This is a genomic window from Pseudomonas sp. Marseille-Q8238, from assembly GCF_965111915.1.
Genome location: NZ_CBCOPI010000001.1, coordinates 2,076,639 through 2,096,067, shown reverse-complemented (window position 1 = coordinate 2,096,067; position 19,429 = coordinate 2,076,639). Strand labels below are relative to the sequence as shown.

Here is a 19,429-nt window from a genome sequence, read left to right as displayed (position 1 = left end):
TAGAAGGTCGCCCGAACGGGCGGAACCCCCTATGCGGCAAGCTATAAGAAAAGGTCGCCTGGGCAACCTTTGCCCCGCAAGTCACGCCTCGGCCGGCGTCTCCAACTGCACCCACAAGGAGGGTGCACCGGCTGACTTCTCGATAACTGCCAAACGCGCAGCATGTGCCGCGAGGTCTTCGTCGCTGGCGCGGATCACACGGGTCAACGCGCGATCGGCCGGCAACCGACGAATCGGACTGGCCACTTGCCGCCCGCTGCCATCACCACCCTCTCCCGCCAGAGACAGGTGCGTCTGCCCCCCTGTCATGGTCAGGTAGACATCGGCCAGGATCTCGGCATCGAGCAAGGCGCCGTGCAGGTCACGCCCGGAGTTATCGACGCCATAGCGCTTGCACAAGGCATCGAGGTTGTTGCGCTGCCCCGGATGGCGCTCACGCGCCATCAACAGGGTATCGAGCACCGAGCAGTAATCGTTGACCTCGGCCCGTTCGCTCTGCCCGAGCAGGGCAAACTCGTTATTGATGAAGCCGATGTCGAACGCCGCGTTATGGATGATCAGTTGGGCGTCCTTGATGAACTCGTAGAACTCATCCGCCACATCCTTGAAGCGCGGCTTGTCGGCAAGAAACTCGCTGCTGATGCCGTGAACGGCCAGCGCGCCTTCATCGATTTCGCGGTCTGGCTGCAGATAGACGTGGAAATGACGCCCCGTCAGGCGCCGGCCTATCACCTCGACACAGCCGATCTCGATGATACGGTGGCCATCGGTTACCGGCATGCCGGTCGTTTCGGTATCGAGCACCACACTACGCACGTTGCGAACTCCTCACTTCATCGACGCCACGGTTGGCCAGTTGGTCGGCCTTTTCATTGCCAGGGTGGCCGGTATGCCCGCGCACCCATTGCCACGTTACATTGTGTCGATTGACCTGTTCGTCCAGGGCCTGCCAGAGATCGGCATTCTTCACAGGCTCCTTTGCCGCGGTCTTCCAGCCACGCTTCTTCCAGTTCGGCATCCACTCCTGGATACCCTTCATCACATACTGGGAGTCAGTGACCAGACGAACGGAGCACGGACGGGTCAGCGCGATCAGGGCGCAGATCGCCGCCATCAGTTCCATGCGGTTATTAGTGGTATTGGGCTCGCCGCCCCAGAGTTCTTTTTCCGCCCCCTTGAACACCAGCAGGGCCCCCCAGCCGCCGGGGCCAGGATTGCCCTTGCAAGCGCCATCGGTGTAGATCTCGACTATTTCTTCGCTCATGGAATACTTAATTTATTACTCGAAATCGCGGCGGCTGATCTTGGCCACCGGCATTGGCAACAGCTTGCCCATCGTGGCGCGCTGCACGGGGCGCAGTGGTCGCAGGCCGACCACCAGTTTGCGCGCCACCAATAGATAGAAGCCCGCACCTGGCGTCTGCCAGGCATCACCCCACACCTCAAGCCGGGCCAGGCGTGACTGCCAGGCCGACGAGGCAAGCGGCGGACGATAACACCCGAAGCGCCGTTTCTCCAGCGCGAAGCCCAGCAGGCTGAGCCAGTCAGTCAGGCGATTCGGTGCAATACAGCGGGCATTTCGAAAACCGTCACGGGCGAAGTAATGGCGCAGCCCCCAGGCACTCCAGGGATTGACCCCGACGATCAGCAGGTGCCCTCCCGGACGCACACTCTGCGCGGCCTCACGCAGCAACCCGTGAGGCGACAGGCAGAAATCCAGGCCATGTTGCAGCACCACGACATCGGCTGCATGTTCCCCTAATGGCCAGGCCTGTTCCTCACAGGCGATATCCACACCCGCCAATGGCGCGCCCAGACGGACGTTGCAGCGTACCTGTTCGGCCCGTGGGGGCGGTGCCTCGGCCGGCCCGTAATGCACCAGATAACCGCCAAAGTAGCGCGCCAGCTCACTATCCAGAGCGCGGCGTTCCTCCTCTAGCAGCAGTTGGCCGAGTGGTGATGCCAACCACTCCCGTGCGTCCTGGGTCAGCTTCAACCAGCTTGCATCGGCCTGAGCGAAAGGTTGTTCGCGGCTTGCTTCATCGCCCATTGGCAGCTCCCGCATGGTCAATCAATGCTGTTGCCGCCTAAGATGCGCCATTGTTCCTTGCTTGGCGACCCCGAAAAATGTTTCAGATCGACGCACTCCCCGCCTTCAGCGACAACTATATATGGCTGTTGCAGGACCCTGTCCGCCAGCGCTGCGCGGTCGTCGACCCCGGCGATGCCGCCCCGGTGCTGGCCTGGCTCGAAGCAAATCCCGGCTGGCAACTCAGCGACATTCTGATTACTCACCACCATCCCGACCACGTTGGCGGTGTTACCCAGCTCAAGCAGGCTACCGGTGCCCAGGTTTACGGGCCGGCGAAGGAAAACATCCCGTCACGGGATGTTGCACTGAGCGAAGGCCAGCAAATCAACGTGCTCGGCCTGGTCTTCGACATCCAGGAAGTACCCGGGCATACCCTGGGCCATATCGCCTACTACCACGCCGATGCGACACAACCCTGGTTGTTCTGTGGTGACACCCTGTTCGCCGCTGGCTGCGGCCGCCTGTTCGAAGGTACGCCGCAGCAGATGCATGACTCCCTGCAACGCCTAAGCAGCTTGCCGGACACCACGCTGGTGTATTGCACCCACGAATACACATTGAGCAACCTGCACTTCGCTCGTGCCGTCGAACCCGGCAACCCGCAGGTCGCCGCACGCCTCGCTGAAGTCAGTGCCTGGCGGGCAAACAATCGCATCAGCCTGCCCTCCAACCTGGCGCTGGAAAAAGCCACCAATCCATTTCTGCGCTGCGAAGAAACATCCATTAAAGAAAAAATCGATGAGCGTGACGGTCCTCTGCAGCGCTCGGCCGATCAGGTTTTTGCCTGCCTGCGGGCCTGGAAAGATGTGTTTCGCACCCCCTGACGCCACAGGGAGGAACTGGTGAAAACTTGACCACCCCGGGTGCCGTTCCTAGAATCGCTCGAATTTTTCGCCCGGGAAACACCAGTAGCCAATGCCTTCACTCCTTCGTGAAACCCTTGAAAACAGCGCATTGGCGCGGGTGTCAAAAGCACTTGCAGCGGTGCTGTGTCTTGCCCTGGCAGGCTGCCAAGGCATGGGCAGCAGCCAGCCGGCAAGCCCGGTCCGGGACACCGATCGCGCCATCAGCCTGCAGCAAGAAACCGAGTGGCTGACGGAAGAACCCGTGGACGAAGCCCCCAAGGATATCTGGGAACGCATGCGCGACGGCTTCAAGCTGCAGGAAACCATCGGCATCAACCCCCGCATCGAAAACCAGCGCCTGTGGTTTGTCAGCAACCCCTCCTTTCTCGAAAACGCCAGTGAGCGCGGCAGCCTGTACATCCACTATGTCGTCGAGCGCCTGGAAGAGCGCGACATGCCGATGGAGTTGGCACTGCTGCCTGTGATCGAGAGCGCCTACAACCCGTTCGCCTATTCGCGCAGCCACGCTGTCGGCCTGTGGCAGTTCATCCCGACCACCGGTCGCCACTTCAACCTGCGCCAGACCAACTGGTACGACGGACGCCGGGACATTACCGCCTCGACCAATGCGGCCATGAACTACCTGAGCCGCCTGCACGACATGTTCAACGGTGACTGGCTACTGGCACTGGCTGCCTATAACGCCGGGGAAGGCACTGTCAGCCGCGCCATAGAGCGCAACCAGAAGCTCGGCCTGCCAACCGATTACTGGAACCTGCCGCTGCCCAAGGAAACCCAGGACTACGTGCCCAAGCTGCTGGCTCTGTCGCAGATCGTCATGTCGCCCGATGCCTATGGCGTGGCGCTCAACCCGATTGCCAATGAGCCCTATTTCGAGCAGGTCGCGATCACCCAGCGGCTCGATCTGTCCCGCGTAGCGCAAATGGCCGATATCGACGAAGACGAGCTGTACAACCTCAACCCAGCCTTCAAGAAACGCATCACCATGGATGGCCCGCTGCACTTGCTGGTCCCTGCCAATAAAGCCGAGCAACTGAGCGCCAACCTGGCGACGATGAAACCCCAGACACTGGTCAGTTGGCAGGAACATAAGGTGCGCGCCGGTGACAACCTGCACAGCATTGCCAACCGCTATCGCCTGACCGTCGCAACCCTGAAGGACGTCAACAACCTGACCAGCAACCACCTGCGAGTCGGACAACTGCTCAGCATCCCGACCGACGGTGAAAGCAAATCGGGCCAGCCGCTACACCAGTTGACGGCCCAGGCAACTGCCACCCCAGCACCTGCTGTTCGCCGTTACAAAGTGCGCAGCGGCGATACGCTGTGGCAGATTGCCAACGCCAACAAGGTGTCACTCAAGGACCTTCAGCGCTGGAACAAGCTCAACGCCAGCAGCAAACTCAGCCTCGGCCAGGAACTGCTGATCCAAGGTGGCAGCGCCCAGCCACGCACTATCGCCACAACGACCAAGGAGCGCCAGGCGGTCACCTACTACCGGGTCAAGCAGGGTGATTCGATGTACCTGATCGCCCGACGCTTCAATGTAGACATGGACAATCTGCAACGCTGGAACCCGCGCAGCACCAGCGCCCTGAAACCCGGTCAAACCCTGACGCTCTACCTCAGCACCAACAATTGAAGGTTCAGGCTCAGCCTTCTGACGCCTGAACCCTGCACGATAAAAGCACACGTTTCCGGTTGAGATTTCAGGCAAACATTCCAGACGCAGCGCCTGTACGAACTGAACGCCTGATGTGTGCCCTCGGGGAGCATTTCCGGTCAGCAAAAACTGCTGACGAATGCCGCTAAGGGGCACTCTTTTTCCAGCGGATACAAGCTGTTACTGTACCTGCCAAGAAGCCGAAAAGCCGCCACGGACTGGACCTTGCGCCTGATGCGTTCCCTGCTCCCGCTGATACTTGGCCTGGCCATGAGCTTTCCCGCCTTCGCAATGCTCAGCGAAAGTCATGGCTACGCACAGTTTGGCACCCTCAAGTACCCCGCCAGCTTCACTCATTTCGACTGGGTGAATGCAGACGCACCCAAAGGCGGCACCCTGCGGGTCATGGCCTATGGCACCTTCGATACCCTGAATCCCTACAGCTTCAAAGGCAGCAGTCCTTCCGCCGCCCCCAACTTCATGCAGTATGGGGTGACCGAGCTGAATGAAACGTTGATGGCAGGTACCGGCGCCTACGACCCCTCGGGCGATGAGCCGGCATCCAGCTACGGCCTGATCGCCAAAACAGTGGAGTACAGTGAAGATCGCAGCTGGGTAGTCTTCAACCTGCGCGAAGAAGCGCGCTTCCATGACGGCCAGCCGATCACCGCCTATGACGTGGCGTTCTCCTACCGCTTGTTGCTCAAGCAGGGCCACCCGCAATACCGCACCAACCTGCAGGAAGTGCAGCGCGTCGACATCCTCAATCGTCACCGTATCCGCTTCGTGTTCAAACGCGCCGGAAATCCCCTGCTGATCCTGCGTCTTGGCGAGCTGCCGGTGTTGCCGCAGCACTACTGGAAAGGCCGTGATTTCAAAGCCACCAGCTTCGAACCGCCATTAGGCAGCGGCCCGTATCGGATCACCCGGGTCAATCCCGGACGTAGCCTGGTATTCGAACGGGTCAAGAACTGGTGGGGCGAGAACCTGCCGGTGAACCGCGGCAAGTACAACTTCGACCGGGTCGAAGTGGAGTTCTACCGCGACAGCGATGTCGCGTTCGAAGCGTTCAAGGCCGGTGAGTTCGACTTCTATATCGAGCACCAGGCAAAGAACTGGGCCAGCGGCTACCGCTTCCCGGCCGTTGCCCGCGGCGATGTGATCCGCGCGGAAATTCCGCACCAGATCCCGACACAGACCCAGGCCCTGTTCATGAACAGCCGGCGTCCCGTGTTTGCCGAGCGCGAGATCCGCGAAGCCATGGCCCTGATGTTCGACTTCGAATGGACCAACCGCGCGTTATTCAACGACGCCTACAAACGCGCCAGCAGCTACTACCCCAACAGCGAATTCTCCGCCACCGGCAAGCCCGAAGGCGCTGAATGGCTGCTGCTATCGCCCTACCGCAAGCAACTGCAACCACGCGTGTTCAGCGAGGCCTTCAGCGTGCCGGTCACTGAAGGGCGAGGCATTCCGCGGGAAACCCTGCGCCGCGCACTCAGTCTATTGGCCGACGCCGGCTTCAAACCGACTGCCCGCGGCCTGCTGAATGGCAAGGGCGAGCCCTTGAAGTTCGAGATACTGCTGGTCAACCCGAACCTCGAACGTATTCTGCAGCCCTACACCGCCAATCTTTCCAGCCTGGGTATCAAGGTGAATCTGCGTACCGTCGACCGCGCCCAGTACAAACAGCGCCTCGATCACTTCGATTACGACATGGTGCTCATGACCCTACCCCAAACACTCAGCCCCGGCCTGGAACAATGGCAGTACTTCCACTCCAGCCAGGTGAATGTCAAAGGCAGCAAGAACTATGCTGGCGTCACCCATCCAGTGGTGGACCACCTGCTGGAAAAACTGCTCTCCGCGCAAACCCGTGACGAACAGGTCGCCGCGGCCCGCGCCATTGACCGCATCCTGCTCTGGCAGCACTACAGTATTCCCAATTGGTACATCAACTATCACCGCCTGGCCTACCGCAACCGGTTCGCCTTCGTCACCACCCCGCCCTACACCCTCGGTTTGAGGGCCTGGTGGCTGAAGCCCACGGAGACCACACGATGACGTTCACCTTGCGCACCTTTGTCCAGCATGGCGCCGGCCTGTTGCTGCTCGGCCTGGCTAGCCTGAGCCAGGCAACCCCCCAGCACGCCCTGACCTTGTATGGCGAAGCGCCCAAGTACCCGGCCGACTTCAAGCACTTCGACTACGTCAACCCGGATGCGCCCAAGGGCGGCTTGCTGCGTCTACCCGCCTTCAATGGCTTCGACAGCTTCAACCCGTTCATCCCCAAGGGCAACTCCGCCAGCCAGCTTGGCTTGCTCTACGACAGCCTCACCTATCATTCGCCGGACGAGCCCTTCACCGAGTACGGCCTGCTCGCCGAGAAGATCGAAAAAGCCGCGGACGATAGCTATGTGCGCTTCTATCTGAACCCGAAGGCCCACTTCAACGACGGAACCCCGGTGACGGCAGAGGATGTGATCTTCACGTTCCACATCCTGCTCGAGAAAGGTGACCCGATGTATCGCCACTACTACGCCGATGTGGCAGAGGTGGTGGCCGAGGACAAACTGAAAGTTCGCTTCGACTTCAAACACCCCGGCAACCGGGAACTGCCTCTGATTCTGGGACAGTTGCAGATCCTGCCCAAGCACTGGTGGGCCGAGCGCGACTTCAGCAAGTCCAACCTTGAAATACCACTGGGCAGCGGCCCCTATCGCATCACCAAGGTCTCCCCCGGAAGCTCCGTGCGCTTCGAACGGGTCAAGGACTGGTGGGCCAAGGACTTGCCGGTCGCCCGTGGGCAGTACAACTTCGAAACGATTCGCGTCGACTACTACCGCGACATGTCGGTCGCCCTGGAAGCCTTCAAGGCCGGGCAGTTCGACACCAACCTCGAGTACTCCGCCAAGGACTGGGCGACCGGCTATGACTCCCCCGCCCTGCGCGCTGGCGACTTCGTTCAGGAAGCTATCCCCAACCACAACCCGGTAGGCATGCAGGGTTATGTCTTCAATACCCGCCGCCCGATGTTCCAGGACCCGCGTGTGCGTGAGGCCATCGCCCAGCTCTTCGATTTCGAATGGGCCAGCAGGCAGCTGTTCTACGGTGCCTACAAGCGCACCCACAGTTACTTCGAGAACTCGGAAATGGCTGCCACCGGCCTGCCTGATGCCGACGAACTCAAACTGCTCGAACCACTGCGCGGACAAATACCCGATCGTGTCTTCAGTGAAGCCTTCGCCCCGCCGGTTACCGACGGCAGCGGCATCATTCGCGAACAGAGCCGCCGCGCCTACCAACTGCTCACCGAAGCCGGCTACCGCATCGAGAACGACAAGATGATCGATGCCCAAGGCAAGCAACTCAGCTTCGAGTTCCTCAATACCCAGGCCAACCTGGAACGGGTGATCCTGCCCTTCAAGCGCAACCTCGCCGAGCTCGGCATCGACCTGCAGATCCGCCGCGTGGACGCCTCGCAATACATCAATCGCCTGCGCTCGCGCGACTTCGACATGACCTCGGCGATCTGGCCGCAATCCAACTCGCCAGGCAACGAGCAACGTGAGTTTTGGCACTCCAGCAGCGCCGACAACCCCGGCAGCCGCAATCTCATCGGCCTGCGCGACCCGGCTATCGATACCCTGGTCGACGGCCTGATCCGCGCCGATTCGCGCCAGTCACTGATCACCCATGCCCGCGCCCTCGACCGGGTGCTGCTGTGGGGCAACTACGTGGTGCCCAACTACTACGTCGACACCTGGCGCGTGGCGTACTGGAAGCGCTTTGGTCGCCCAGCTGTCACGCCGCTGTACGACTACGGCCTGATGACCTGGTGGGAAGAGCGCCCGGTGGGCGCCATCAAAGTGCCGAAAGCGCAGGAAGCCGACTGAATGCTCGCCTACATCCTGCGCCGCCTGCTGCTGATACTGCCGACGCTGTTCGGCATCCTGCTGATCAACTTCATCATCATCCAGGCCGCGCCCGGCGGTCCGGTCGAGCAGATGATCGCCAAGCTGGAAGGCTTCGACGCCGCCTCCGGGGGCGCCACCGGACGCATCTCCGGTGGCGGTGGCGAAGTCGCCGTCGCTGGCTCCAGCTACCGCGGCGCCCAGGGGCTAGACCCTGACCTGGTGGCCGAAATCGAGAAAATGTACGGTTTCGACAAGCCCGCCCCAGAGCGTTTCTGGCTGATGATCAAGAACTACGCCCAGTTGGACTTCGGCAACAGTTTCTTTCGCGATGCCAGTGTGATCGACCTGATCATCGAGAAGATGCCGGTGTCCATCTCGCTCGGACTCTGGAGCACCCTGATCATGTACCTGGTCTCCATCCCACTGGGCATCGCCAAGGCTACGCGCCACGGCAGCCCCTTCGATGTCTGGACCAGCACCGCGATCATCATCGGTTATGCAATCCCGGCGTTTCTTTTCGCCATCCTGCTGATCGTGTTGTTCGCCGGTGGCAGCTACTGGGACTGGTTCCCCCTACGTGGACTGACCTCAAGCAACTTCGACGAACTCAGCACCAGCGGCAAGATCCTCGACTACTTCTGGCACCTGGTGCTGCCGGTAACCGCACTGGTGATCGGCAACTTCGCCACCCTCACCCTGCTGACCAAGAACAGTTTTCTCGACGAGATCAACAAGCAGTACGTGGTCACCGCTCGCGCCAAGGGGCTGAGCAACAACCGCGTGCTCTACGGCCATGTGTTTCGCAACGCCATGCTGCTGATCATCGCCGGCTTCCCGGCGGCCTTCATCGGTATCTTCTTCACCGGCTCGCTATTGGTCGAGGTGATCTTCTCCCTCGATGGACTCGGCCTGATGAGCTTCGAAGCCGCCATCAACCGTGACTACCCGGTGGTGTTCGGCACCCTCTTCATCTTCACCCTGCTAGGACTGGTCGTGAAACTCATCGGCGATATCGCCTACACCCTGGTCGATCCACGAATCGACTTCGAAAGCCGGGAGAACTGACAGATGAAGCTCTCTCCGCTCAATCAACGCCGTTTCGCCCGTTTCAAGGCGCACAAGCGCGGCTGGTGGTCACTGTGGCTGTTTCTCGTATTGTTCGTCCTCAGCCTGGGCGCCGAGTTGATCGCCAACGACAAGCCGCTTGCAGTGCGTTATGACGGCGACTGGTATTTCCCGGTGGTCAAGCGCTACCCCGAAACCACCTTCGGCGGAGAATTCCCGCTGCAGGCGAACTACAAGAGCCCGTACATTCGCGACCTGATCGAACAGAAAGACGGCTGGATACTCTGGCCACCGATTCCCTTCAGCTACTCCAGCATCAACTACGAGCTGCAAGTGCCCGCTCCTGCGCCGCCCTCGGCGCAGAACTGGTTCGGCACCGACGATCAGGGCCGCGATGTGCTGGCCCGTGTGATCTACGGTTTCCGGGTCTCGGTGCTGTTCGCCTTGGCCCTGACCATCCTCAGCTCGATTATCGGCGTGGTCGCCGGTGCCCTGCAGGGCTTCTATGGAGGCTGGGTAGACCTTGTAGGCCAGCGCTTCCTGGAGGTCTGGTCCGGCCTGCCAGTGCTCTACCTGCTGATCATCCTGGCCAGCTTCGTGCAACCGAACTTCTGGTGGCTGTTGGGCATCATGCTGCTGTTTTCCTGGATGAGCCTGGTTGATGTGGTTCGTGCCGAGTTCCTAAGGGGGCGCAACCTGGAATACGTGCGCGCCGCACGCGCCCTGGGCATGCAGAATGGCGCGATCATGTTCCGCCATATCCTGCCCAACGCCATGGTCTCGACCATGACCTTCATGCCGTTCATCCTCACGGGCGCCATCGGCACCCTCACCGCCCTGGACTTCCTCGGCTTCGGCCTGCCACCCGGCGCGCCCTCGCTGGGTGAATTGGTTGCCCAGGGCAAATCCAACCTGCAGGCGCCCTGGCTGGGTATCAGCGCCTTTGCCGTACTCGCCATCATGCTCAGCCTGCTTGTGTTCATCGGCGAAGCCGCCCGCGACGCGTTCGACCCGAGGAAATGAGATGAGCACCGTCGTCCAAGACAACTTGATTGAAGTACGCGATCTCGCCGTCGAATTCGTCAATGGTGATCAGGTCCAGCGCGTGGTCGAAGGCATCAGCTTCGACATCCGCAAAGGCGAAACCCTGGCGCTGGTCGGTGAAAGTGGCTCCGGCAAATCGGTCACCGCCCACTCCATCCTGCGCCTGCTGCCCTACCCGCAGGCCCGCCATCCTGCCGGCAGCATCACCTATGCAGGGCAGAACCTGCTGACGCTCAGTGAACCAAAGCTGCGCGCGATCCGTGGCAACCGCATCGCCATGGTCTTCCAAGAGCCAATGACCTCGCTGAACCCGCTGCACAGCATCGGCAAGCAGATAGCCGAGGTACTCGCCCTGCACAAGGGCCTGACCGGCAAAGCCGCCACCGCGCGCACACTGGAGCTTCTGGAGCTGGTCGGCATCAACGAGCCGCAAAAACGCCTCAAGGCTTATCCCCACGAGCTGTCCGGCGGCCAGCGCCAACGGGTGATGATCGCCATGGCCCTGGCCAACGAGCCGGAGCTGCTGATTGCCGACGAGCCGACCACAGCACTGGACGTCACCGTGCAGTTGAAGATCCTCGAATTGCTCAAGGAGCTACAGGCCCGCCTCGGCATGGCCCTTCTGCTGATCAGCCATGACCTCAATTTGGTGCGCCGCATCGCGCACCGCGTCTGTGTCATGCAGCGTGGCCATATCGTCGAGCAGGCGTCCTGCGAAGAACTGTTCCGCGCGCCCCAGCATCCCTACACGCAAGAGCTGCTCGGCGCCGAACCCAGCGGAGAACCCGTCTCGAATCCAGCCGGGCCAACCTTGCTGGAAGTGGAAGACCTGCGCGTCTGGTTCCCGATCAAGAAAGGCCTGCTACGGCGCACGGTCGACCATGTAAAGGCAGTAGACGGCATCAACTTCAGCCTGCCACAGGGCCAGACCCTGGGCATCGTCGGTGAAAGTGGCTCCGGCAAGTCCACGCTTGGCCTGGCCATTCTGCGCCTGCTCGGCAGCCAGGGGGCCATACGCTTTCAGGGCCAGTCTCTGGATGGCTTGCCGCAAAACGCCGTGAGGCCACTGCGACGGCAGATGCAGGTGGTTTTCCAAGACCCTTTCGGCAGCCTCAGCCCACGCATGTCCATCGCCCAGATCGTTGGCGAAGGCTTGCACATTCACCGCATGGGCAGTGAGGAGGAGCAGGAACAGGCCGTCATCGAGGCACTCGAAGAGGTTGGCCTCGACCCACTGAGCCGCCATCGTTACCCACACGAATTCTCGGGTGGGCAACGCCAACGTATCGCCATTGCCCGGGCGCTGGTGCTGAAACCGGCGCTGATCCTGCTCGACGAACCCACCTCAGCCCTGGACCGCACCGTGCAACGCCAGGTGGTGGAACTGCTGCGCGCCCTGCAGGCCAAGTACAACCTGACCTATCTGTTCATCAGCCATGACCTGGCGGTGGTTAGGGCACTGAGCCATCAGTTGATGGTGGTCAAACAAGGCAAGGTTGTGGAACAAGGGCCGGCATCTGCGATTTTCGAAACACCACAACACCCATATACCCAACAGTTGCTGGAGGCGGCCTTTCTCACTCCTCACCCTGGCAAGGCGTGATCCCCATCAGCAGCACATTACTCCGCCCATGAAAAAGGCCGCTCAAGAGCGGCCTTTTTCATGGTGCAACTGACGATCAGAAACGCTCGATCTTGGCCTTGTCTTTCAACTCTGCCCGGAAGGCGTTGAAGTCCTGTTGACCAACACGCGAAGCAAGGAAGCGACGGTACATATTGCGCTCCTCCTCGCTCAGCGTAGCGTTTTGCTGGCTGACACCATTGAGGCGCAGCAACACATAGTCACCGTTATTCAGGCTAACGCCGGAGAAGGTCGGCTTGCCATCGGCAGAGGGCTTGGGCATACGGAAGAGCGCCTGCAGCACGACAGGCTCGACGCCTTCCTGGCTGCGATTGGCGGCCTCAACCACTTTCCAGTCCCGCTCCTGTGCTTGCTCGACCGGTGTCTTGCCTTCACGCAGGCTACTCAGCAGCTCAGCACCTTTGGCCTTAACAGCGGCATTGGCCTGTTGCAGAGTAAGTGTTTCGCGAATACCTGCCACCACCTGCTCGAACGGCATCAGCTCGGGCTTCTTGTGCTCCTTGACCCGGATAACCACGACGGTGTCAGGATCCAGCTCGATAGCGCCGCTGTTGGACGCGGACTCCAGCACTTCATTGCTGAATGCCGTCTGTACGACCTGACGGTTGGCAGTGATGCCCTCGCTACCACCCTCACGACCAAATGCTGGAGTGACTTTGACCGTCAGCCCCTGCTCCTGGGCAGGTTGCGCCAAGTCAGACGCTTCGAACGCAGCATCCTCCAACTCCTTGGTCGCCTCGACGAAGCGCTGCTCGACGCGTGGAGCCTTGAGCTCACGCACCAGCTTTTCCTTCATGCTGTCGAAACTCGGCACATCAGCAGCCTGAACGCCCAGCAACTTGATCAGATGCCAGCCGAACTCGCTGCGTACCGGGGCAGAAACCTCGCCATCCTTCAGCGCATAAAGCGCCTGCTCGAACGCAGGGTCATAGACACCCTGGCCGGCATAACCCAGATCGCCGCCGCTGGCAGCCGAACCCGGGTCCTGGGAGACTTCCTTGGCCAGCTTGGCAAAGTCCTCGCCGCTATCGAGACGTTTCTTGACCTCTTCCAGCTGGGCCTTGGCTTCGTCATCACTGAGCTTGTCGTTTACCTCAAGCAGGATGTGCGCCGCATGGCGTTGCTCGCTGAGCCCGGCGATTTCTTTCTGGTACAGCGCCTGCAGCTCATCATCCTTGACCTCGACGCGATCGAAGAAAGCATCTTTCTTTAGCTCAACGTACTCAAGCACCACTTGCTCCGGAGTCATGAAGCGGTCGGTATGCTCATCGTAGTAAGCCTTCACATCCTCGTCCGTCAGTTTCACAGCCTTGGTGTCGGCGTGCAGCGTCAAGGTCGCGAAATCACGGGTTTGTTTTTCCAAACCAACGAAGGCATCCACTTCAGCATCCGTCAGGAAGCTGCTCCCAACCAGGCCTGCCTGCAGTTGGCTGATCAGCACGTCCTGCTGGAGGCGCTCACGGAACTCCATGCGGCCATAGCCTTGCTGGCGAATGACCATATCGAAGACTGCTGCGTTGAACTGGCCATCCTGCTGGAACACCGGCATCTGCAGAATGATCTGATCCAGAGCCGCCTGGGAGAATGCCAAACCGGCGTCCTCAGCGCCCTGCAGCAGCAGATTGCGCTCGATCAGCGAGTTGAGCGCGGAGTCGCGCAGCATTTTTTCGTCCAGCTGGGAAGCATCGAAGTCCTTGCCGAACTGCTGGATGAACTGACGGCGCTGCATCTCGACGGCGCGATTCAGTGTGTCCAGGGTAATTTTTTCACCATTGACGTCAGCAGCATTGCGGCTGTTACTGGTGGAGTTGACGATAGCGTCGAATCCGGTGAAAGCCATCAATGCGACGATAACGCCGATGATGGTCTTGGCAATCCACCCCTGTGAATTGTCCCTGATGTTCTGCAGCATGCATCCCCCGAAACGGCTGTACTGAACGAGCAGCCATGGAGCGTGGGTGAAATCTGGATAAAAGAAAGGCGCATCCTAGGATGCGCCTTCTCGTAACTGATGGAGCGGCTTAGGTTCCTGGGAACCACCGCTCCGACCAGATCGGAACCAGCCCGACCTGGAAGGGCAAGGCCAGAGAGACGCTTAGTTGACGGCGTCTTTCAGGGCTTTACCAGCTTTGAAACCTGGGATCTTGGCAGCAGCGATCTTGATCGGGTTGCCAGTCTGCGGGTTACGGCCGGTGCGAGCAGCGCGCTCTTTAACAGCGAAGGTGCCGAAACCAACCAGCACTACGGAATCACCAGCCTTGAGGGCGCCAGTGACGGATTCGATCACTGCATCCAGCGCGCGGCCAGCAACAGCTTTCGGGATATCAGCAGATGCGGCGATGGCATCGATCAGTTCCGACTTGTTCACTCTAAGTCCCCTTATTTCTGTTGAGTTGTTTCTTAATTTTTGGTGTAAGCAAAGCGGGCGCTGGATCGCCTGGTTGACACATAAGAGCCGCTTTATAACAAGGGCTCGAAAAATGTGTCAAGGAGGCATTCCGGCTAATGCGTGCTGATTCGCTCCTTGGAATCAGACTCGCGCTTGTCATCCTTTGCAACCATCTCGGGAGCCGCATCGGGCAAGGGCTCCGGGGCGTATTGCAGCGCAATTTGCAGGACCTCGTCAATCCATTTAACCGGCTTAATGGTCAGGTCCTGCTTAATATTCTCCGGAATTTCCTTCAGATCCCGAACATTTTCCTCCGGAATGATCACCGTCTTGATTCCGCCTCGGTGAGCCGCGAGCAATTTCTCCTTCAAACCACCGATGGCCAATACCTGACCACGCAGGGTGATTTCACCCGTCATGGCCACATCCGCACGCACCGGAATCTGCGTCAGCGCAGACACAAGCGCTGTGCATAGGCCAATGCCAGCACTCGGGCCATCTTTCGGTGTAGCCCCCTCCGGCATGTGGATATGCACGTCGCGCTTCTCATGGAAGTCGACCGGAATACCCAGGCTCTTGGCGCGACTACGCACCACTGTAAGCGCCGCCGTCATGGACTCTGCCATCACATCGCCAAGGGAGCCGGTCTTGATCAGTTGCCCTTTACCGGGCACCACAGCCGTCTCGATGGTGAGCAACTCCCCGCCGACTTGAGTCCAGGCAAGCCCGGTAACCTGCCCGATCTGATCCTGCTGCTCTGCGAGGCCATAGCGATAACGACGTACGCCCAGGAAATGCTCAAGGGTGTCGGCCGTTACCAGCACCTTGAAGCGCTTCTCCTTGGCATGCTCCTTGACGGCCTTACGGCACACCTTGGCGAGCTGACGCTCAAGGCTGCGCACACCAGCCTCACGCGTGTAGTAACGAATAATGTCGCGGATCGCCGGCTCATCGAATTCGATTTCACCTTTTTTCAGACCATTGGCGCTCACCTGCTTGGGTGCCAGGTACTTGACCGCAATATTGACCTTCTCATCCTCGGTATAACCGGGCAGACGAATCACTTCCATCCGGTCGAGCAGCGGCCCCGGAATATTCATCGAGTTGGCGGTGCAGATGAACATGACATCGGAAAGGTCGTAATCGACCTCTAGGTAGTGGTCATTGAAATTGTGGTTCTGCTCGGGATCCAGCACCTCCAGCAACGCCGAAGCAGGATCCCCGCGCATATCGCTACCCATCTTGTCGATTTCATCGAGCAGGAACAGCGGGTTACGCACACCTACCTTGGTCATTTTCTGAATCAAACGACCCGGCATCGAACCGATATAGGTACGGCGATGGCCACGAATCTCGGCTTCATCCCGCACGCCACCCAATGCCATGCGTACGAATTTGCGATTGGTAGCACGCGCAATGGACTCGGCCAGAGACGTCTTACCCACACCGGGAGGACCGACCAGACACAGCACCGGCCCCTTGAGCTTCTTCACACGCTTCTGCACGGCGAGGTACTCAAGAATGCGTTCCTTGACCTCCTCCAGACCGTAGTGATCGGTATCGAGAATGTCCTCTGCTTTGGTCAGGTCCAGACGGACCTTGCTTTCAGCCTTCCACGGGACATTCACCAGCCAGTCGATATACGAACGTACGACAGTAGCTTCGGCCGACATCGGTGACATCTGCTTGAGCTTGTTCAGCTCGGCATTCGCCTTGGTCAACGCTTCAGCGGTCAACCCGGCATTATCAATGCGTTTCTTCAGCTCATCGACTTCGTTATGCCCTTCGTCTATATCGCCAAGCTCTTTCTGAATGGCTTTCATCTGCTCATTCAGGTAGTACTCGCGCTGGCTGCGCTCCATCTGCTTCTTGACGCGCCCACGGATGCGTTTCTCAACCTGCAACAGGTCTATTTCAGCATCGAGCAACGCCAAGACATGCTCGACGCGCGCAGACAGTTCGGTAATTTCGAGGATTTCCTGCTTCTGCTCGATTTTCAGCACCATGTGCGCTGCCATGGTATCGACCAGACGACTGGGTTCATCAATGCTGTTTAGAGACGACAGCACCTCAGCCGGCACCTTCTTGCCCAACTGTACATATTGCTCGAATTGAGCAAGCAGGCTGCGCGAGAAGACTTCAGACTCGCGCTCCGGCACGTCCTGCTCGTCGATCAGTTGAACCTGGGCCCGGCAATAGCCATCCACCTCGATAAACTGCTCGATGGTGCCGCGCTGCTCGCCTTCGACCAAGACCTTGACCGTGCCGTCAGGCAGCTTGAGCAGTTGCAGGACAGTGGCAACGGTGCCCACGCGATAGAGCGCGTCCTCACCGGGATCATCATCAGCAGGGTTACGCTGCGCCAACAACAGAATCTGCTTGTCGCCTGTCATCGCCGCCTCAAGGGCCTCAATGGACTTCTCACGACCGACAAACAGCGGGATGACCATGTGTGGATACACCACCACATCACGCAGCGGCAGGAGGGGCAATTCGATGGTTGTCTTCATGATTTCAGCTCTACGGCGGCCATTTGGCCGTAAACGGACGGGAGACCCTTGAAACTAAGATGGGGCCAGCCCCATGAAAAAACAAGCAAGATGCTTGGAAAAAGAAAGGGCCCCGAAGGGCCCCTTGTTTCATCATGCGTCAGGCGCTGCCTTGGCTGGCGGCTCGCTGTTTTCATAGATGAGCAGAGGTTTGGACGTACCCTCGATGACGCTTTCGTCGATCACCACCTTGCTCACTTCGCTTTGCGAAGGGATGTCATACATGGTGTCGAGCAGAACGCCCTCAAGGATGGAACGCAGACCACGTGCACCGGTTTTGCGCTCAAGCGCTCGGTGAGCCACAGCCTTAAGCGCATCTGGACGAAACTCCAGATCCACTCCCTCCATCTCAAAGAGCTTGCCGTACTGCTTGGTCAGCGCATTTTTCGGCTCAGTGAGAATCTGCACCAGAGCAGCCTCATCAAGCTCATCCAACGTAGCGAGAACCGGCAGACGTCCAACAAACTCCGGTATGAGTCCGAACTTCACCAGATCATCCGGCTCGACCTCACGCAAGGCTTCGCCAACCTTCTTGCCCAGTTCCTGACTGCGAACTTCGGCACTGAAACCGATACCACCTTTGGTCGAGCGACCTTGGATGACCTTTTCCAGGCCAGAGAAGGCGCCACCACAGATGAACAGGATGTTGCGCGTATCAACCTGCAGAAACTCCTGCTGGGGATGCTTGCGACCACCTTGCGGCGGCACGGATGCAACCGTGCCTTCGATCAGTTTCAACAAGGCCTGTTGCACGCCCTCGCCCGACACGTCGCGGGTGATGGAAGGGTTATCAGACTTACGCGAAATCTTGTCGATTTCATCGATGTAGACGATACCCATCTGGGCCTTCTCGACATCGTAATCGCACTTCTGCAGCAGTTTCTGAATGATGTTTTCAACATCCTCGCCCACGTAACCGGCTTCGGTCAGCGTGGTCGCGTCGGCGATGGTGAACGGTACGTTGAGCAGACGAGCCAGCGTTTCGGCCAACAGCGTCTTGCCTGAACCGGTCGGACCGATCAGCAGAATATTGCTTTTGCCCAACTCGACATCATCTTTCTTGTCGCGCTGGTTCAAACGCTTGTAATGGTTGTAAACCGCGACAGAAAGCACCTTCTTGGCGCGTTCCTGCCCAATAACGTACTGATCCAGAATGCCGCTGATTTCTTTGGGCGCAGGCAATTTGTGAGCACTGCTTTCGGCCTGGGCTTCCTGCACCTCCTCGCGGATGATGTCATTGCACAGGTCGACGCACTCGTCGCAGATAAAGACCGAGGGACCGGCAATCAATTTGCGCACTTCATGCTGGCTTTTGCCGCAGAAGGAGCAATAAAGCAGTTTGCCGTTGTCCTCGCCATTGCGGGTGTCAGTCATTCGATCGATCCAATCCGGTAGGCATGAAACACAAGATGAAGGCAATTGCAGGTGTTTTCAACCCTGCAAACCTGCCAGATAAGTCTGGCAGTCTCGTTGTAGCGCGTTTTAGGCAGTTACCGGACGCTTGCTCATCACCTGATCAATAAGTCCGTACTTCACCGCCTCTTCACCGCTCATGAAATTATCACGGTCGGTATCGCGGGCAATCACGTCGATCGGCTGACCACAATGATCAGCCAGGATCTTGTTCAGACGCTCACGGATGGTGAGGATTTCCCGGGCATGGATCTCGATATCCGAAGCCTGCCCCTGGAAGCCGCCCAGCGGCTGGTGAATCATCATCCGCGAATGCGGCAGGCAAGAACGCTTACCGGCCGCACCACCTGCCAGCAACAATGCGCCCATGCTGCAGGCCTGACCAATGCAATAAGTCGCCACATCCGGCTTGATGAACTGCATGGTGTCATAGATCGACATCCCGGCAGTTACCGAACCGCCAGGCGAATTGATGTACAGATGGATGTCCTTGTCCGGGTTCTCAGCTTCGAGGAACAGCAACTGAGCCACCACCAGGTTGGCCATGTAATCCTCGACTTGGCCGACCAGGAAAATCACTCGCTCCTTCAGCAGGCGCGAATAGATGTCATAGGAACGTTCGCCCCGGGCGGATTGCTCGACAACCATGGGCACAAGGCCACCAGCTGCTTGGATATCAGGCATTTGCTGCATAAATTGATTACGCGACATGTCCAGCGATCTCTCCTAATGAATCCTGTCTCAAAGACGCATAAGCCAGCACGGAGGCTGGCTTATGGTACGTGCTCT

General features: G+C 59.2%; 15 protein-coding genes. 7 read left to right on the top strand and 8 right to left on the bottom strand.

Annotated features, from left to right (window positions below; all coding sequences use genetic code 11):
• Window positions 1–81: 81 nt before the first annotated feature.
• Genes dnaQ through ACWPW0_RS09730 form a run of 3 tightly spaced genes read right to left on the bottom strand, consistent with a single transcriptional unit; the run spans window position 82 to window position 2,050 of the window.
• Window positions 82–816: a DNA polymerase III subunit epsilon gene (dnaQ, locus tag ACWPW0_RS09740; protein ID WP_447591039.1), complete on the bottom strand. Its 735-nt coding sequence runs from the start codon at window positions 814–816 to the stop codon at window positions 82–84.
• On the bottom strand, window positions 809–1,264 hold the full coding sequence (gene rnhA, locus ACWPW0_RS09735; protein WP_447591038.1) for a ribonuclease HI: 456 nt from the start codon (window positions 1,262–1,264) through the stop codon (window positions 809–811). The genes dnaQ and rnhA overlap by 8 nt, the downstream gene beginning before the upstream one ends.
• A 15-nt stretch (window positions 1,265–1,279) precedes the next feature.
• Window positions 1,280–2,050, bottom strand: coding sequence for a class I SAM-dependent methyltransferase (locus ACWPW0_RS09730; RefSeq protein WP_447591037.1), 771 nt, complete (start codon window positions 2,048–2,050; stop codon window positions 1,280–1,282).
• Between the two features lie 77 nt (window positions 2,051–2,127).
• Here ACWPW0_RS09730 and gloB point away from each other — a divergent pair, with 77 nt between their 5' ends.
• The 7 genes from gloB to ACWPW0_RS09695 all read left to right on the top strand — a co-directional run bounded on the left by gloB (window position 2,128) and on the right by ACWPW0_RS09695 (window position 12,250).
• On the top strand, window positions 2,128–2,916 hold the full coding sequence (gene gloB / locus ACWPW0_RS09725; RefSeq protein ID WP_447591036.1) for a hydroxyacylglutathione hydrolase: 789 nt from the start codon (window positions 2,128–2,130) through the stop codon (window positions 2,914–2,916).
• A 91-nt stretch (window positions 2,917–3,007) separates the two neighbouring features.
• Entirely contained in the window at window positions 3,008–4,600 is a 1,593-nt protein-coding gene (locus ACWPW0_RS09720) for a LysM peptidoglycan-binding domain-containing protein (protein WP_447591035.1), read from the top strand.
• 255 nt (window positions 4,601–4,855) lie between these two features.
• Window positions 4,856–6,685 carry an extracellular solute-binding protein gene (locus ACWPW0_RS09715; protein ID WP_454255207.1) on the top strand — a complete coding sequence of 610 codons (1,830 nt, stop codon included), beginning with the start codon at window positions 4,856–4,858 and terminating at the stop codon, window positions 6,683–6,685.
• On the top strand, window positions 6,682–8,517 hold the full coding sequence (locus ACWPW0_RS09710) for an extracellular solute-binding protein (protein WP_454255206.1): 1,836 nt from the start codon (window positions 6,682–6,684) through the stop codon (window positions 8,515–8,517). Before ACWPW0_RS09715 ends, ACWPW0_RS09710 begins: the two co-directional genes overlap by 4 nt.
• Window positions 8,518–9,603: a microcin C ABC transporter permease YejB gene (locus tag ACWPW0_RS09705; RefSeq protein ID WP_454255205.1), complete on the top strand. Its 1,086-nt coding sequence runs from the start codon at window positions 8,518–8,520 to the stop codon at window positions 9,601–9,603.
• A 3-nt stretch (window positions 9,604–9,606) separates the two neighbouring features.
• The gene (locus ACWPW0_RS09700; RefSeq protein WP_447591031.1) at window positions 9,607–10,626 is read left to right on the top strand and encodes an ABC transporter permease; all 1,020 of its coding nucleotides are present in this window, start codon (window positions 9,607–9,609) and stop codon (window positions 10,624–10,626) included.
• 1 nt (window position 10,627) lies between these two features.
• Window positions 10,628–12,250, top strand: coding sequence for an ABC transporter ATP-binding protein (locus ACWPW0_RS09695; RefSeq protein WP_454255204.1), 1,623 nt, complete (start codon window positions 10,628–10,630; stop codon window positions 12,248–12,250).
• 76 nt (window positions 12,251–12,326) lie between these two features.
• Here the strand turns inward: ACWPW0_RS09695 and ACWPW0_RS09690 are convergent, their stop codons facing one another.
• The 5 genes from ACWPW0_RS09690 to clpP all read right to left on the bottom strand — a co-directional run bounded on the left by ACWPW0_RS09690 (window position 12,327) and on the right by clpP (window position 19,351).
• The gene (locus ACWPW0_RS09690; RefSeq protein WP_454255203.1) at window positions 12,327–14,201 is read right to left on the bottom strand and encodes a SurA N-terminal domain-containing protein; all 1,875 of its coding nucleotides are present in this window, start codon (window positions 14,199–14,201) and stop codon (window positions 12,327–12,329) included.
• A gap of 183 nt (window positions 14,202–14,384) precedes the next feature.
• Entirely contained in the window at window positions 14,385–14,657 is a 273-nt protein-coding gene (locus ACWPW0_RS09685; protein WP_192330637.1) for an HU family DNA-binding protein, read from the bottom strand.
• A gap of 134 nt (window positions 14,658–14,791) precedes the next feature.
• Complete coding sequence (gene lon / locus ACWPW0_RS09680; RefSeq protein WP_447591028.1) at window positions 14,792–17,188, bottom strand: endopeptidase La; 2,397 nt, start codon at window positions 17,186–17,188, stop codon at window positions 14,792–14,794.
• 132 nt (window positions 17,189–17,320) lie between these two features.
• Window positions 17,321–18,601 (bottom strand): ATP-dependent Clp protease ATP-binding subunit ClpX, encoded by a 1,281-nt coding sequence (gene clpX, locus ACWPW0_RS09675; RefSeq protein WP_447591027.1) that lies wholly within the window; start codon window positions 18,599–18,601, stop codon window positions 17,321–17,323.
• A 108-nt stretch (window positions 18,602–18,709) separates the two neighbouring features.
• On the bottom strand, window positions 18,710–19,351 hold the full coding sequence (clpP, locus tag ACWPW0_RS09670) for an ATP-dependent Clp endopeptidase proteolytic subunit ClpP (RefSeq protein WP_454255202.1): 642 nt from the start codon (window positions 19,349–19,351) through the stop codon (window positions 18,710–18,712).
• Window positions 19,352–19,429 lie beyond the last annotated feature (78 nt).